Here is a 16043-nt window from a genome sequence, read left to right on the forward strand (position 1 = left end):
ATCAGCCGGGAGTGGCGGGGATGAGCTTCCACAACCCGAAGATGCCCTGGTCGGAGCTGGAGCGGGTGCTCTCCGGGCGGGCTGGCGACGGGCGGGCTGGCGACGGGCTGGTCGACGACGGGCGGGCCGGTGGTAGGTCGGGCGGCGGGCGGCCGCGCGAGGAGCGGCACCTGCACGTGGTGGACCCGCTCGCCGTGGACGCCGACGGTGGGGACTCCCCGGCCTGGAGTCGCCGCCGCGAGCAGTACCAGCCGCCGGAGCTGACCCGCCCCGACGGTGTGGTGCCCTATGCGGAGCTGCACGCGCACACCAACTTCAGCTTCCTCGACGGCGCCAGCCACCCGGAGGAGTTGGCCGAGGAGGCGGCCCGGCTGGGGCTCACCGCGCTCGCCGTCACCGACCACGACGGCTTCTACGGGGTGGTCCGGTTCGCCGAGGCGGCTCGTACGTTGGGCCTGCCGACCATCTTCGGCGCGGAGCTGTCCCTGGGGCTGCCCGGCCCGCAGAACGGCGAGCCCGACCCGCACGGCGCGCACCTGCTGGTGCTCGCGCACGGCCACGAGGGGTACGCCCGGCTGGCCACCACCATCGCCCGCGCCCAGCTGCGCGGCGGGGAGAAGGGTCGCCCGGTCTACGGGGAGCTGGAAGAGGTCGCCGCCGAGCTGCGCGACCACGTGTTGGTGCTGACCGGCTGCCGCAAGGGGCACGTGCCGGCGGCGCTGCTCACCGAGGGTGTGGACGCGGCGGCCCGTGAGCTGGACCGGCTGACCGCGTTGTTCGGCGCGGAGACGGTGGCGGTGGAGCTGACCGACCACGGTCACCCCGTCGACGCCGACCGCAACGACGCGCTCGCCGAGTTGGCCGCCGCGGCGGGGCTGCCGACGGTGGCCAGCAACAACGTGCACTACGCCACGCCGGGCCGACGTCGGCTGGCCACCACCGTCGCCGCCGTGCGGGCGCGGCGCAGCCTGGACGAGATCGACGGGTGGCTGCCCGCGGCGGCCACCGCTCACCTGCGCAGCGGCGCGGAGATGGCGGCCCGGTTCGCCGCGTACCCGGGCGCGGTGGCCCGAGCGGCGGAGTTCGGCGCCGAGTTGGCCTTCGACCTCCAACTGGTCGCGCCGCGGCTGCCGGCGTACCCGGTGCCGCCGGGGCACACGGAGATGAGCTGGTTGCGCAAGCTGACCGCCGACGGCGCGCGGGAGCGCTACGGGCCACCGCAGGCGCATCCGGCCGCGTACGCGCAACTCGACCACGAGCTGAACATGATCGAGGAGTTGGGCTTCCCCGGCTACTTCCTGGTGGTCTACGACATCGTCGCGTTCTGCCGCGAGCAGGACATCTACTGCCAAGGTCGGGGCTCGGCGGCCAACTCGGCGGTCTGCTACGCGCTGCGGATCACCAACGTGGACGCCGTCCGGCACCGGCTGCTCTTCGAGCGGTTCCTCGCCCCCGAGCGGGACGGCCCACCGGACATCGACGTGGACATCGAGTCCGACCGTCGGGAGGAGGTGATCCAGCACGTCTACACCCGGTACGGCCGGGAGCACGCCGCCCAGGTCGCCAACGTCATCTCCTACCGGCCCCGGTCGGCGGTGCGGGACGTGGCCAAGGCGTTCGGCTTCTCACCCGGGCAGCAGGACGCCTGGAGCAAGCAGATCGACCGGTGGGGCTCGGTCGCCACGGTCGACGTCGAGGGCATCCCGGAGCAGGTGGTGGAGTACGCCAACGAGTTGCAGACGTTCCCCCGGCACCTGGGCATCCACTCCGGCGGCATGGTGATCTGCGACCGGCCGGTGATCGAGGTCTGCCCGGTGGAGTGGGGGCGGATGCCCGGGCGCAGCGTGCTCCAGTGGGACAAGGACGACTGCGCCGCGGTGGGCCTGGTGAAGTTCGACCTGCTCGGCCTCGGCATGCTCTCCGCCCTGCACTACGGCTACGACATGATCGGGTCCCGGCTGGACCTCGGTGACATGACGCTGGACGACCCGGAGGTCTACGACATGCTCTGCCGGGCCGACTCGGTCGGGGTGTTCCAGGTGGAGAGCCGCGCCCAGATGGCCACCCTGCCCCGGCTCAAGCCCCGCGAGTTCTACGACCTGGTGGTCGAGGTGGCGCTGATCCGGCCCGGCCCGATCCAGGGCGGCTCGGTGCACCCGTTCATCCGACGCAAGAACGGCCAGGAGCCGGTGACGTTCGCGCACCCGTTGATGCGCAACGCCCTGGAGAAGACCCTGGGTGTGCCGCTGTTCCAGGAGCAGTTGATGCAGCTCGCCATCGACCTGGCGGGTTTCGACGCGGCCGAGGCCGACCAGTTGCGCCGGGCGATGGGCGCGAAGCGTTCGGTCGAGCGGATGACCCGGATCGCCGACCGGCTCTACGCCGGGATGGCCGAGCGGGGCATCACCGGCGAGTTGGCCGACGACGTCTACCGCAAGCTCACCGCGTTCGCCAGCTACGGCTTCCCGGAGAGCCACGCGATGAGCTTCGCCTACCTGGTCTATGCCAGTTCCTGGCTCAAGCGCTACCACCCGGCGCCGTTCCTGGCCGCGCTGCTCAACGCCCAGCCGATGGGCTTCTACTCTCCACAGACCCTGGTCGACGACGCCCGCCGGCACGGGGTGGAGGTCCGCCGCCCCGACATCAACGCCAGCGGCGCGAAGGCGGTGCTGGAGTCCACCCCGGACACCCGGTGGGGCAGCGGGCCGGGCGAGCCGCCGCACGCCTGGGGGCTGGGCGGTCCGGCGGTCCGGCTCGGGCTGTCCAGCGTGCGTACCCTCGGGGCTGACGTGGCCGAGCGGATCGAGGCCGAGCGGGCGGCGCACGGGCCGTACCGGGACATGCCCGATCTGGCCCGGCGGGTCGGTCTCACCGCCACGCAGTTGGAGGCGCTGGCCACCGCGGACGCCTTCGCCTGTTTCGGGCTGACCCGGCGGGAGGCGCTCTGGGCCGCCGGCGCGGCGGCCCAGGATCGGCCGGGCCGGCTGCCCGGCACGGTGACCGGCGCGGCGGCGCCCACGCTGCCCGGGATGGAGGCGGTGGACCGGCTGGTCGCCGACGTGTGGGCCACCGGGTTGTCGCCGGAGAGCCATCCGGCCCGGTTCATCCGGGGTCAGCTCGACGTGCTCGGCGCGGTGCCGATCGCCCGGCTCGGTCGGGTGGAGCCGGGCCAGCGGATCCGGGTCGGCGGCATCGTCACCCACCGGCAGCGCCCGGCGACCGCGGGCGGGGTCACCTTCCTCAACCTGGAGGACGAGACCGGGATGCTCAACGTCACCTGCTCGCCGGGGCTGTGGCAGCGCTACCGGCGGGTGGCCCGGACCAGCGCCGCGCTGGTGGTCCGGGGGCGGCTGCAACGGCACGAGGGCGTGACCAACCTGGTCGCCGACCGGTTGGACGCCATTGAGCCTCCGGTCAGCCCCGCATCCCGTGACTTTCGCTGATCCAGTGATCCACATTACGGTTTCCGATGCCGTTGAGCGGGAGACTCGTCCTGAGCGGGCAGAGCCGCCCGTGATCCATGAGGGGAATGAACAGTGCTGGGGAATCACGCGTACACCGGTGGCATCGCCAACTCCCGACGGACCCGGCTCGGCGCGGGTTGGATGCCGTCGCACCTCGCCGATCCTCGCGAGTACGAGGTGACCAACGGCCCGGTCGCCAACGAGCGGCGGTCCCGCGCGGAGGACGAGGTCGAGGGCACCGAGTCCTGACCCGCCGACGCGCCGCGTCCCGCCTGCCACACGGCCGCGATGGTGACTGGACCGGGTGACTAGGCTCGACCGAGTGGAGCAGACCCGAGGCCGGTTCGCCGGGCCGCCGCTGACCCCCCGTACCGCCGTGATCTGGTCGGTGCTCCGCGCCGAGCTGGACCGGCGCGGCGACGCCGAGCTCACCGTGCTGGACGTGGGCGGCGGCACCGGCGGTTTCGCCGTCCCGCTGGCCCGGGCCGGGCACCGCGTCACGGTGGTCGACGCCAGCCCCGACGCGCTGGCCGCGCTCACCCGCCGGGCCGCCGAGGCCGGCGTGGCGGACCGGATCGCCGCCGTACAGGGCGACGGGGACGCCCTCGCGGGGCTGGTCGAGCCGGCCGGCGTCGACCTGGTGCTCTGCCACGCCGTGCTGGAGGTTGTCGACGACCCGACGCCGGTGGTGACCGCGCTGGCCACCGCGCTGCGCCCCGGCGGCGCTGCCAGTGTGCTGGTGGCCGGCCGGGCCGCCGCCGTGCTGGCCCGCGCGATGAACGGGCATCTGGACGTCGCGGCGGCGCTGGCCGCCGATCCGGACGGCACCGCCGGTGCGCGGGACACCCTGCGCCGACGCTACGACGCCCCGGGCGCCGCCGCGCTGCTCACCGCCGCCGGGCTCGTGGTCGAGGAGATCCACGGGGTACGCGTGCTCGCCGACCTGCTGCCGGCCACGGTCGCCGACGGGCAGTCCGCCGCCCTGGTCGAGCTGGAAGGAGCGCTGGCCGCCCAGCCGCCGTACCGGGACCTGGCGGCCCAGCTGCACCTGTTCGCCCGCCGGCCGGCATGACCGTCACGCCGGCGCCGCTGACCGTCCTCGGCCCGGACCACGGCGGCGACCGCCTCGCCGATGTGCTGCCCAGCGCGCTCGCCGTGCTGGGCGTGCCCGGCTCGCCCGATCCGCTCGGGCTGGTCCCCGCGCTGGCCGGGGTACGCCGGGTCGCCGTGCTGCTCGTCGACGGGCTCGGCTGGTACCAGCTGCCGACCGCCGCGCCGCACGCGCCGACCCTCGCCGGGCTGGCGGCGACGGTGGCCCGGCCACTCATCGCCGGCTTCCCGTCCACCACCCCGACCAGCCTGGTGTCGCTGGGCACCGGCGTCGCGCCGGGCGCGCACGGGGTGCTCGGCTTCACCGTGCGGGTGCCCGGCACCGACCGGGTGCTCACCCACACCGACTGGGCTGCCGACCCGTCGCCGCTGCGCTGGCAGCCGGTGCCCACCCAGCTGGAGCGGGCTCGCGCCGCCGGGGTGGCGGTGAGCGTGGTGAGCCGGCCGGAGTTCGGCGGCAGCGGGTTGACCCTGGCCGCCAACCGGGGTGGTGACTTCCGGGGCGCCGCCGGTGCGGACGCGGTGGCCGCCACCATGCTGGCCGCGCTGGCCGCCGGCCCGGGGCCGACCCTGGTCTCCGGCTACCACGCCGACCTGGACCGGCACGGCCACCTCAGCGGCGTCGACTCGGCGCCCTGGCGGATCGCCGCCACCGAGGTGGACACTCTGCTCGCCCGGTTGGTCGACGGGCTGCCGTCGGACGCGGCGCTGCTGGTGACCGCCGACCACGGCCAGCTCGACATTCCCGCCGCGCACCGCTTCGACCTGGACACCGATCCGCGACTGCGCGCCGGTGTGCGGCTGGTGGCCGGTGAGGCCCGGGTGCGTTACCTGCACGTCGAGCCGGGCGCGGTCGACGACGTGGTGGCCGCCTGGTCCGAGGTGCTGGGTGCCGCGGCGCGGGTGCACACTCGGGACGAGGTGGTGGCCAGCGGGTGGTTCGGGCCGGTGCCCGAGGAGCACCTCGATCGGATCGGCGACGTGGTGGTGACCTGCAACGACACGTACGCCGTCATGGCCACCCGCACCGAGCGGCCGATGGCGTCCCGGTTGGTGGCGTACCACGGGGCGGACACCGCCGCCGAGCTGACCGTCCCGCTGCTGGTCGTGCGGGGCTGACCGGCCCACGGTCCGGCCGGTCGGCGGCTGGTGCTGTCGTACCCCCGGGTTAACCTGCCGGGATGGGCCGCAGCCAGTCGTTGCCCCGGGGCGACGATCCGCGCTTCGGGCCGGACGCCGACGACTCCGACAGCCCGATCCTGCACGTCGACATGGATGCCTTCTTCGCCGCCGTCGAGGTGCGCCGCCGCCCCGACCTGCGGGGCCGGCCGGTGGTGGTCGGCGGCGTCGGGCCGCGCGGCGTGGTCAGCTCGGCCAGTTACGAGGCCCGCCGCTACGGCGTCCGCAGCGCCATGCCGACCAGTCAGGCCCGTGCCCGCTGCCCGCACGCGGTCTACCTGCCCCCGGATTTCAGCGCCTACACGGCCGCCTCCCGCGCGGTCATGCAGATCTTCCGGGACGTCACCCCGCTGGTCGAGCCGCTCTCCCTCGACGAGGCGTTCCTCGACGTGACCGGGGCCCGCCGACTGTTCGGCTCCCCGGCGACCATCGCCCGGCTGATCCGCCGCCGGGTCGTCGACGAGCAGGCGCTGACCTGCTCGGTCGGGGTGGCGCCGAGCAAGTTCGTGGCCAAGCTGGGCTCTACCCGGGCCAAACCCGACGGCCTGCTGGTCGTGCCGCCCGGGCAGGTCCTCGACTTCCTGCACCCGCTGCCGGTCGACGCGCTGTGGGGGGTGGGGGAGCGGGCCGCCGAGGCGCTGCGCCGGCTCGGCCTGGCCACCGTCGGCGACCTCGCCGAGGCCCCGGTGGGCATGCTCCGCCGGGCGGTGGGCGCCGCGTCGGCGGCGCACCTGCACGAGCTGGCCTGGGGGCGTGACCCGCGTCGGGTCAGCCCCGAGCAGGTCGACAAGTCGATCGGCGCCGAGGTGACCTTCGACGCCGACGTGGCCGACCCGGTGGAGATCCGCCGCGCCCTGCTGGCGCTCAGCGCGAAGGTCGGTGTCCGGTTGCGCGGTTCCGGGCAGATGGGGCGCACCGTGTCGCTCAAGGTGCGGCTGGCCGACTTCCGCACCGTCAGCCGCTCCCGCACTCTCGGCGCGGCCACCGACACCGCCCGCGAGATGTTCGACACGGTCTGGGCGTTGTACACCGCGCTCGACCCCGGTGAGCGGGTTCGGCTCGTCGGTGTCCGGGTGGAGGGGCTCAGCCCGGCGCAGGGCGCGCCCCGGCAACTCACCCTCGGCGCGCCCGAGCGCGGCTGGCGTGAGGCGGAAGCTGCCGCGGACGCCGCTGCTGCCCGATTCGGGCGGTCCGTCATAGGTCCGGCCAGTCTGTTAGGCGACCCTGACGCCCGCAGAAAGGAAAATCCACCCCACCCGTAGGTCGTCCCGCTTTCCGAGGCGCGACCCCCCTCGTAGACTTGCGGGTAAGCAGCCGGTTGGCTGCCACGGTCTGTCGGCCCGAGTGGGCCTGACCAACGTGACCGGGGAGGAGTGCCGTGCCGCTCTCTGAGCACGAGCAGCGGCTGTTCGAGCAGATCGAGCAGTCGCTTGCCGAGGACCCCAAATTCGCCTCGGCCGTGCGCGCCAGCGATCCGCGCTTCCACGCGCGGCGTCGCCTGCTCGTCGCTGCTGGCGTGATCATCGCTGGCTTGGCTCTACTGGTCTATGGCGCGGTGATCAAGACCCCGCCGCTGGCGGTGGCGGGCTTTGTCGTCATGCTGGCGTCGGCCGCGTTCGCGGTGCAGTCGCACCGGCGGGCGCAGTCACCTGACCTGCACGTGGTGGGTGGCACGACGAGTCGTCGTCGTCCCCGCGGTGGCCGATCCGGCCGCCGGTCGTCGATCCTGGACCGGATGGAAGACAGGTGGCGGCAGCGCCCGGAGGGCCACCGCTGAGCCCGTCCCGCCACTGAGGCGGGCCGTGCGCCGCGACGAGCGGGTCACCGGGGGACAGCCCCGGCGACCGCTGTCATATCCGTGCGCCCTCTGCCTGGCGACCCGTGCGATGCCCCGGTTACACCGGGTCAGGAGTTGCCGACAGGTGCGCCCCGGTCGGGGCGACGGTCGGTCGACCGCCGCCCCGAACTCGACGGGCGCAGCTCAGCGGGCCGCGCGGCCGGCCAGGATCCGACGCGGGCTCCAGCGCAGGAGCCGGTAGCGGACCCGCCCGGTCAGCGCCACCAGGCGCCCGGACGTGTCCGCCAGGCCGATCCGCCAGCGCAGCAGCACCGACGGCGGCAGCACGGCGGCGAGCAGTCGGGTCCGCCGGTCCGCCCGGGTGGCGAGCGCGCCACGGACCGCGCGCACCGCCGGCAGCAGCGGCTCACCGGTCAGCGGGTCCCGCGCGTACCGGGCCCGCTCCTCCGCCCGGCCGAGCAGCCGCGCCGCCCCGACCGCCGCCGTGTCGTCGGCGAGGGCGTCCCGGACCAGCCGGTCCGCGGTCGCCCGGGGAGTCTCGGTCCGGTCGACCTGGACCTTGAAGTCCACCAGTGTGTCGAGTAGCTCCGCCCAGGCGGCGTGCGCGTCCGCGCGGGCACGGCTGGCATCCGGGCCGACCACCACCACACGTGTCCCGTCGGCCGGCTGAACCTCGCCCGTGGTGCCGGCCACCGTCGCACCGGCCCGGCCACTCCGCCGCCGGCGCAACGCCAGTCGGCGCAGAGCCGGCGTCGCCAACAACGCCATCAGGGCCAGCAGGCTGGCCGCCCACCACGGCCACACCGGTGCCTGCTCGGCCGGCCTCTCACCGGCGAGGGAGATCCCGGAGTCGGTGTCCCGGTCGGCGTTGTCCGGGCCGGCCGGCCCGGCCGACGCGTCGGGGCCCGTCGGGGTGTCCGTGGTGCCGGTCTCCGGCGTGGACGGCTCCGGAGCGTCCGTGTCCGGCGCCCAGGCCGACCGGGTGGAGCCCGGCACGCCGTACGCCGGGGTCGCGTCGAACGGCACCCAGCCGATCCCGTCGAAGTACACCTCGGTCCAGGCATGCAGGTTGAGGTTGGTCAGCGTGTACGTGTTGCCATCGCGCTTGTTGCCGTTGGTGAACCCGAACGCCACCCGGGCCGGGATGCCCGCCGAGCGGACCAGCCAGGCCATGGCCGCCGCGTACTGCTGGCAGTAGCCGACCTTGTTGGTCAGGAAGTTGACGATGTCCTGGCCGCTGCTGCCGCTCTCGGTGCTGAGCCGGTAGCTGAACCCGTTGTCCGACGAGAAGTGCTGGTAGATCGCCAGCACCCGGTCGTAGTCGGTGCGCTTGCCCTGGATCAGCCCTTTGACCAGCTCCTCCACCTCGGGCACCGAGCCGGGGGTGGCGGTGAGCTGGCGGCGCACCGGGTGGTCGGCCGCCAGCGGTTGGGCGGCCCGCAGCGCGGCCGGCGTGTACGTCGAACGGATGTAGTCGAAGGAGTACTCGCGGCCCCGGGAGTTCTCCCGGTTGGAGAAGACGACCTGCTGGTTGGGGTCGTAGAGCCAGTTGCTGTTCAGGTCCTCGGTGCGGACCGGCTCGGCGTACACCGGCATGAGGGACATGCTGAGGCTCTTGGTGACCTCGACGGTCGCTCGGTACGGGGTCTGCTGCACTCCTCGGCCGGCCCGCTCGGTCGGGTCCGGCAGGTCCCGGTTGGCCGGACGGCCGCTCGGGTTGCGGGCCTGGAAACCACTCGGGCGCAGCTCGTCGGCGACCGCGTAGCGCAGGTAGAACGGGTTCGGCTCGGAGGTGGTCACCCTGACCAGGTCGGCCACCTCGGACTGGTTGAGCTGGCCGGCGAGCGAGGCGAACAGGTCGATCCGACCCGACGACACGCCCGACCCGGCCCGGCCGTTGCCGTTGCCCGTGCCGCCACCGAGCCGGTCGAGCAGCCCACCGGTCATGCCCGGCACCGCCAGCGGCAGCGCCACCGCCAACACCACCCCGACCACCGCGAGCCGGCGGCCGGCCGAGGCCAGCGGCGAGGCCTCCCACACGTCGACGTCGCGGCCGTCGCCGGTGAACCGGCGGCCGAACCGTCGGACCCGGTCGACGTTGTCGGTGACCAGCAGCCACAGGTAGCCGGCGGCGCCCACCACGAACGGCAGCGGGGGGACGCTGTCCACGTAGACGGCGACCGGCACCGAGTAGATGGCGAGCATCGGCAGCCCGGCCAGCGCGGGCCGGCGCAGACCCACGGCCAGCACGTCCACGAGCACGGCCACCCCGCCGACACCGAGCACGGTGATGAACAGCAACGGGTCGGTGTCCGGAACCTTGACGCCGTACGAGCGCATGTCCTCCATCGAGCCGCCGAGCAGGTCGGCGAAGTGCCCGAACGTGGCCGGCGTGGGCAGGATGGCGAGCAGCTCGCTGCCACTGGGGAACAGCCAGGTCAGGGCGAGCACCAGTGCGGCCAGCATGCCGAGCACCTGACCCCAGAGCGGTGCCCGGACCAGCCGCGTCAGGGCGGCGACCCCGGCCACCACGGCGACCGCGATGGCGGACTGCATCAGCCATGTCCAGCTCTGGAAGATGGCCGACAACGGCGCGGCGGCGAGCAGCGTGGCGGCGGCCGCCACCGCGCCGATGTTCCGACTGGCGATCATGAGGGGGACCTTCCGTTCATCGCACGCCGCCGGCGACCGTCTCGGCCAGCGCGGCGCGCATGGCGAAGCCCTGGGAACCCCGGCCCGCCTGTGGCCAGAGCACCGGCAGCCGGCTGCCGTGGTCGACGCCGACCACCCGCCAACCGCTCTGCACCATGGCGAGCACGGCGGCGCCGTGCGCGTGCTCCGCCTCGGCGCGGGCCTTCTCCGGCAGGCTGAGCCACGCGGAGCTGTTCAACAGGAACCCGACGCAGGTCGCGCCGTTGCCGCGCAGCCCGGCCAGCAGCTCGGCCTCGGCCACGCTCACCGCACCGAACAATCCGATGATCAGACCGCCGTCGGAGCGCTGCCGGACCCGCTGCACCAGACCGGCCAGCTCGGCCCGCTGGTCCAGCCGGACCTCGGCCAGATGATCGAGCAACACACCGTCGCCGCCGCCCTCCGAGGCGTCCACGTCCACCCCCGAGCCGGTGACCAGGCGCAGCTTGTAGCCGGCCTGGCGCAGGTGCACGGCGATGCTCGCGGCGGCGGAGACCGCCCACTCGAAACTCGCCGTCGGGCCGTCGCCGCGGTGGCCGTACGCGCGGGTGTCCAGCACGACCGTGGCCCGGCTCTCCCACGGCTGCTCCTCGCGGCGCACCATCAGCTCCCCGGTGCGCGCCGTCGACTTCCAGTGCACCCGGCGCAGGTCGTCGCCGCGCCGGTACTCCCGGGTCGCCGCGTCGTCCTCCCCGTGCACCGCCACCGACCGGGCCCGGCTGTCGCCGCTGCCCGCGTACTCCCCGGGGAGCCGGACCGACGGCAGCGGGGTGACCTGCGGGATGACCGTCAGGTGGTCGGTGCTGGGGAAGGCCCGGGTCAGCTCGCAGAGACCGAACGGGTCGGTCATCCGGACCACCAGCGGGCCCACGTCGTAGCGGCCGCGCACGTCGGCGCGCACCGTGTACGCCACCGAGCTGGCCTGGTGTGCGCCGAGCCGCTCCAGGACGACCCGTGGCCGGCTGCCCAGCGCGTAGGGCAGCCGATCCTCCAGCAGCAGCGTGCCGGTGGGCAGCCGGGACAGGTTCTGCAGGCGCAGCACCACCCGCGAGTTGGCCCCGACCGGCACCCGGTGTGGGTCCAGCGAGCGGTTGCAGGCCAGCTTGTAGCGGCTGCGCCCCACGTAGGCGGCGGCCAGCAGCGGAAGGATGGCCAGCAGCACGGCCACCCGGAGCAGGTCCTTCTCGCCGAGGATGACGGCCGAGAGGGCCGCCGCGACCGCGGCGGCCAGGAACGAGCGCCCGCGGGTGGTCAGCCCGCGCAGCCCGGCACGCACGTCACGGCCTCCGCGGCTCGTAGGGCGCGCGACCGTTGCCGGTGGCGGGCCGGGTGTCGTAGGGGTTGCGCTGCCGGTCGTGCGGCAGCGGCAGTCGGTGCACCAACTCGGAGACGATCGCGTCGGTGGTGCGCCGGGCGAGCTGCGCGTCGGCCGTCGGGATGATCCGGTGCGCCAGCACCGGCACCGCCAGGGCCTGCAGGTCGTCGGGCAGGACGTAGTCGCGGCCCTCCAGGGCGGCGACCGCCCGGGCGGTGCGCAGCAGTTGCAGGGTCGCCCGGGGGGACGCGCCGAGGCGCAGGTCGGGGGCCTCGCGGGTGGCGGTGACCAGGTCGATCGCGTACTGCTTGACGGCGTCCGCGACGTGCACCTGCCGGACGGTGGAGATGAGCTGCCGAACGATGTTCGCGTCGGAGACCGGGCGCAGCTCGTGCAGCGGGTCGGTGGCGCCGTGCCCGTCGAGCATGGCCAGCTCGGCGTTCACGTCCGGGTAACCCATCGCGATCCGGGCGGTGAACCGGTCGCGCTGCGCCTCGGGCAGCGGGTACGTCCCCTCCATCTCGATCGGGTTCTGGGTGGCGATGACCATGAAGGGGGTCTGCAGCTGGTAGGTCACGCCGTCGACGGTGACCTGGCGTTCCTCCATGCACTCCAGCAACGCCGACTGGGTCTTCGGCGACGCCCGGTTGATCTCGTCGCCGACGACCAGGTTGGCGAAGACGGCACCCGGACGGAACTCGAAGTCGTGCGTCTCCTGGTTGTAGACGCTGACGCCGGTGACGTCGCTGGGCAGCAGGTCGGGGGTGAACTGGATGCGCCGCACCGTGCAGTCGATGGACCGAGCGAGGGCCTTGGCCAGCTTGGTCTTGCCGACGCCGGGAACGTCCTCGATGAGGAGGTGCCCCTCGGCGAGGAGGACAGCCAGGGCCAGCCGCACGGTGGCGGTCTTGCCCTCGATGACCTGCTCGATGTTGGACACGATGGCCTCGCTGGCGGCACGGAACTCGTCGTGCGGCAGTAGGCCGCCCACCTCGTCCCAGGTCTGTTGTGTCACGGGCCTCCTCCTCGTCGCCGTCACGGCAGCTCTGTAGAGAGCACCTGGACCCGCCGTTGGGTTCGCGACGTCGAGCCTCGTTTGCCGCAGGATTCTCACTGGCCTCTCAGGCTAACCATGTTTGTCGTTATCGCCGACCCCCGCAGGTAGTCGGTCGGTTACGTACGGATATTCGCCGAGTCGGGGGACCGATCCCGGGCATCGCGGGTCACGGTCGGCCGGCCGGGCGACGGGGTACACTGCCGGACATGGCCGGAGTCTTCCTGCTTCTTACCGGGCCGTGCTGATGCGCTGAAGGCGCGACAGCACGGCGGCCCCTCCTGCGCGAGGGGCTTTTTCGTGCCCGCCGCCGGCTCGTACCCGGCGGCGCCGAGAGGACCGGCCCGGCGGTGCCGAGACGAAGCGAAGCAAGCGAGGAGAGACGATGAGTGAGGCAGCCGCACCGGCGGGCGACATTCCCCCGTTCCGGTACACCGCGGCCCTGGCCGACGAGATCGAGATTCGTTGGCAGGACATCTGGGCGCGCGAGGGCACCTTCCACGCACCGAACCCGACCGGCCCGCTGGCCGACCCGACCCACCCCCGCGCCGGCGCGGAGAAGCTGTACGTGCTGGACATGTTCCCGTACCCGTCCGGCGCCGGCCTGCACGTGGGCCACCCGCTGGGCTACATCGGCACCGACTGCTACGCCCGCTACCAGCGGATGGCCGGCCGCAACGTGCTGCACGCGATGGGCTTCGACGCGTTCGGCCTGCCCGCCGAGCAGTACGCGGTGCAGACCGGCACCCACCCCAGGACCACGACCGTCGCGAACATCGAGCGGTACAAGGCGCAGCTGCGCCGGCTGGGGCTGGCGCACGACGAGCGGCGCTCGGTGGCGACCATCGACACCGACTTCTACCGCTGGACCCAGTGGATCTTCCTGCAGATCTTCAACTCCTGGTACGACCGTGACGCCGCGAAGGCCCGGCCGATCGCCGAGCTGATCGCCGAATTCGAGGGCGGTAACCGGCCGACCCCGGACGGCCGGCCCTGGGCCGAGCTGAGCGTCGCCGAGCGCCGCCAGGTCGTCGACGACCACCGGCTGGCGTACGTCTCGCAGGCCCCGGTCAACTGGTGCCCCGGGCTGGGCACCGTGCTGGCCAACGAGGAGGTCACCGCCGACGGGCGCTCCGACCGGGGCAACTTCCCGGTCTTCAAGCGCAACCTGAAGCAGTGGATGATGCGGATCACCGCGTACGGTGACCGGCTGCTGGACGACCTGGACAGCCTGGACTGGCCCGAGCCGATCAAGCTGATGCAGCGCAACTGGATCGGTCGCTCCACCGGCGCGCACATCGACTTCCCGACCGCGCAGGCGCCGGTGCGGGTGTTCACGACCCGACCGGACACCGTCTTCGGGGCCACCTACATGGTGCTGGCTCCCGAGCACGAGCTGGTCGACGCGCTGGTGCCGGCCGCCTGGCCGCAGGGCACCAGGGACGTCTGGGCCGGCGGGCACGCCAGCCCTCGGGCGGCCGTCGAGGCGTACCGCAAGGCCGCGGCGGCCAAGACCGACGTCGAGCGGCAGTCCGACACCAAGGAGAAGACCGGCGTCTTCATCGGCGCGTACGCCACCAACCCGGTCACCGGCGGGCAGATCCCGATCTTCATCGCCGACTACGTGCTGGCCGGCTACGGCACCGGCGCGATCATGGCGGTGCCCGCACAGGACGAGCGGGACTGGGCGTTCGCCGAGGTCTTCGAGCTGCCGATCGTGCGTACCGTGCAGCCGGCGGAGGGCTTCGACGGCAAGGCGTACACCGGTGACGGCCCGGCCATCAACAGCGCCGCGCCCGAGCGCGGCCTGGACCTGAACGGCCTGGGGGTCACCGACGCCAAGGCGGCGACCATCGCCTGGCTGGAGGCGAACGGCCACGGTACGGGCGCGGTGACCTACCGGCTGCGCGACTGGCTGTTCTCCCGGCAGCGCTACTGGGGTGAGCCGTTCCCGATCGTCTACGACTCCACCGGCGCGGCCATCGCCCTGCCGGAGGAGATGCTGCCGGTCGAGCTGCCGGAGGTGGACGACTTCTCGCCGAAGACGTTCGACCCGAACGACGCGGACTCCAACCCGGAGACCCCGCTGTCGCGTCGCCGCGACTGGGTCGAGGTGGAACTGGACCTGGGTGACGGGCCGAAGCGCTACACCCGCGAGACCAACGTGATGCCGCAGTGGGCCGGCTCCTGCTGGTACGAGATGCGCTACCTGGACCCGACCAACTCGGAGCGGTTCGTCGACGCCGAGAACGAGCGGTACTGGATGGGCCCGCGCGCCGACGGCGACTGCGGGGGCACCGACCTGTACGTCGGCGGCGCCGAGCACGCCGTGCTGCACCTGCTGTACGCGCGGTTCTGGCACAAGGTGCTGTTCGACCTGGGGCACGTGTCGTCGTTCGAGCCGTTCCGCAAGCTGTTCAACCAGGGCATGATCCAGGCGTACGCGTACACCGACTCGCGTGGCAGCTACGTGCAGGCCGAGGAGGTCGTCGAGCGCGACGGCGCCTACTTCCTGGATGACGAGGTGGTCAACCGCGAGTACGGCAAGATGGGCAAGTCCCTGAAGAACGTGGTCACCCCGGACGACATGTGCGCCGCGTACGGCGCGGACACCTTCCGGGTGTACGAGATGTCGATGGGCCCGCTGGAGGTGTCCCGCCCCTGGGAGACCCGGGCCGTGGTCGGCTCGTACCGGTTCCTGCAGCGGGTCTGGCGGGCCGTCATCGACGAGCAGACCGGCGCGCTGCGGATCACCGACGACCCTGCCGACGAGGCGACCCGCCGGCTGCTGCACAAGGTGATCGACGGCGTCCGGGGCGACATGGACGGCATCCGGTTCAACACGGCGATCGCCAAGCTGATCCAGCTGACCAACGGGCTGACCGGGCTGGCGGCGACGCCCCGTGAGGTGGCCGAGCCGCTGGTGCTGATGGTGGCGCCGTTCGCCCCGCACGTGGCCGAGGAGCTGTGGCGCCGGCTGGGTCACGAGACCTCGCTGACGTACGCGGACTTCCCGACCGCCGACCCGGCACTGCTGGTGGCCGACACGGTGACCTATCCGGTGCAGGTCAACGGCAAGGTCCGTGGCCGCATCGAGGTCCCAGCCGACTCGCCCGAGGAGGCCGTACGCGCGGCAGCCCTGGACGCGGTGGCGTCCTCCCTGGCCGGCAAGGAACCCCGCAAGGTCATCGTGGTCCCGGGCCGAATGGTCTCCGTAGTCGCCTAACGCCTTCGCCGCCCCGGCGGGCGGGCCGGCGTGAACGATAGACATCGCGACGTCTGCCGAGGCGGGACGTCGAGATGAGCGTGATGTCTCACAGACATATATATGTCTGTGAGACATCACGCTCATTGGTGCGCCGGCCGCCGCGCGCCGGCATCGACCGGTCCGGACCTCCCGGCGACGGAGACACCCAGCAGCAGTGGCACCTG

The 16043-nt window shown here is 73.3% G+C and carries 10 protein-coding genes; 7 read left to right on the forward strand and 3 right to left on the reverse strand.

All coding sequences use genetic code 11. The features are described from left to right. Positions 1 to 20: 20 nt before the first annotated feature. From ABZ808_RS25045 to ABZ808_RS25070, 6 genes are all read left to right on the forward strand, one after another. The gene (locus ABZ808_RS25045; RefSeq protein ID WP_357010950.1) at positions 21 to 3443 is read left to right on the forward strand and encodes an error-prone DNA polymerase; all 3423 of its coding nucleotides are present in this window, start codon (positions 21 to 23) and stop codon (positions 3441 to 3443) included. 93 nt (positions 3444 to 3536) lie between these two features. Next, the gene (locus ABZ808_RS25050) at positions 3537 to 3713 is read left to right on the forward strand and encodes a hypothetical protein (RefSeq protein ID WP_357010952.1); all 177 of its coding nucleotides are present in this window, start codon (positions 3537 to 3539) and stop codon (positions 3711 to 3713) included. Between the two features lie 55 nt (positions 3714 to 3768). Continuing rightward, positions 3769 to 4536: a methyltransferase domain-containing protein gene (locus ABZ808_RS25055; RefSeq protein ID WP_357010954.1), complete on the forward strand. Its 768-nt coding sequence runs from the start codon at positions 3769 to 3771 to the stop codon at positions 4534 to 4536. Next, complete coding sequence (locus ABZ808_RS25060) at positions 4533 to 5693, forward strand: nucleotide pyrophosphatase/phosphodiesterase family protein (protein WP_357010956.1); 1161 nt, start codon at positions 4533 to 4535, stop codon at positions 5691 to 5693. Before ABZ808_RS25055 ends, ABZ808_RS25060 begins: the two co-directional genes overlap by 4 nt. A gap of 62 nt (positions 5694 to 5755) precedes the next feature. Continuing rightward, positions 5756 to 7015, forward strand: coding sequence for a DNA polymerase IV (locus tag ABZ808_RS25065; protein ID WP_357010959.1), 1260 nt, complete (start codon positions 5756 to 5758; stop codon positions 7013 to 7015). A 116-nt stretch (positions 7016 to 7131) separates the two neighbouring features. Beyond that, a complete protein-coding gene (locus ABZ808_RS25070) occupies positions 7132 to 7530 on the forward strand; it encodes a DUF3040 domain-containing protein (RefSeq protein ID WP_357010961.1) in 399 nt (132 codons plus the stop codon). A gap of 204 nt (positions 7531 to 7734) precedes the next feature. Here the strand turns inward: ABZ808_RS25070 and ABZ808_RS25075 are convergent, their stop codons facing one another. Genes ABZ808_RS25075 through ABZ808_RS25085 form a run of 3 tightly spaced genes read right to left on the reverse strand, consistent with a single transcriptional unit; the run spans position 7735 to position 12572 of the window. Beyond that, a complete protein-coding gene (locus ABZ808_RS25075; protein ID WP_357010963.1) occupies positions 7735 to 10203 on the reverse strand; it encodes a DUF3488 and transglutaminase-like domain-containing protein in 2469 nt (822 codons plus the stop codon). A gap of 16 nt (positions 10204 to 10219) precedes the next feature. Beyond that, complete coding sequence (locus ABZ808_RS25080; RefSeq protein ID WP_357010965.1) at positions 10220 to 11518, reverse strand: DUF58 domain-containing protein; 1299 nt, start codon at positions 11516 to 11518, stop codon at positions 10220 to 10222. 1 nt (position 11519) lies between these two features. Then, complete coding sequence (locus tag ABZ808_RS25085; RefSeq protein WP_357010967.1) at positions 11520 to 12572, reverse strand: MoxR family ATPase; 1053 nt, start codon at positions 12570 to 12572, stop codon at positions 11520 to 11522. A 424-nt stretch (positions 12573 to 12996) separates the two neighbouring features. Between ABZ808_RS25085 and leuS the strand changes: the two genes are divergently transcribed. Continuing rightward, positions 12997 to 15837, forward strand: coding sequence for a leucine--tRNA ligase (gene leuS, locus ABZ808_RS25090; RefSeq protein WP_357010969.1), 2841 nt, complete (start codon positions 12997 to 12999; stop codon positions 15835 to 15837). The last annotated feature ends 206 nt before the right edge of the window (positions 15838 to 16043 follow it).

The organism is Micromonospora sp. NPDC047527 (genome assembly GCF_040643015.1).
In the GTDB taxonomy this organism is placed as follows: domain Bacteria; phylum Actinomycetota; class Actinomycetes; order Mycobacteriales; family Micromonosporaceae; genus Micromonospora.

Bases quoted from the DNA above. Each gene is read 5' to 3' on its own strand.
- ABZ808_RS25045 (WP_357010950.1), top strand. From the start codon at position 21: ATGAGCTTCCACAACCCGAAGATGCCCTGGTCGGAGCTGGAGCGGGTG.
- ABZ808_RS25060 (WP_357010956.1), top strand. From the start codon at position 4,533: ATGACCGTCACGCCGGCGCCGCTGACCGTCCTCGGCCCGGACCACGGC.
- ABZ808_RS25065 (WP_357010959.1), top strand. From the start codon at position 5,756: ATGGGCCGCAGCCAGTCGTTGCCCCGGGGCGACGATCCGCGCTTCGGG.
- ABZ808_RS25075 (WP_357010963.1), bottom strand. From the start codon at position 10,203: ATGATCGCCAGTCGGAACATCGGCGCGGTGGCGGCCGCCGCCACGCTG.
- leuS (WP_357010969.1), top strand. From the start codon at position 12,997: ATGAGTGAGGCAGCCGCACCGGCGGGCGACATTCCCCCGTTCCGGTAC.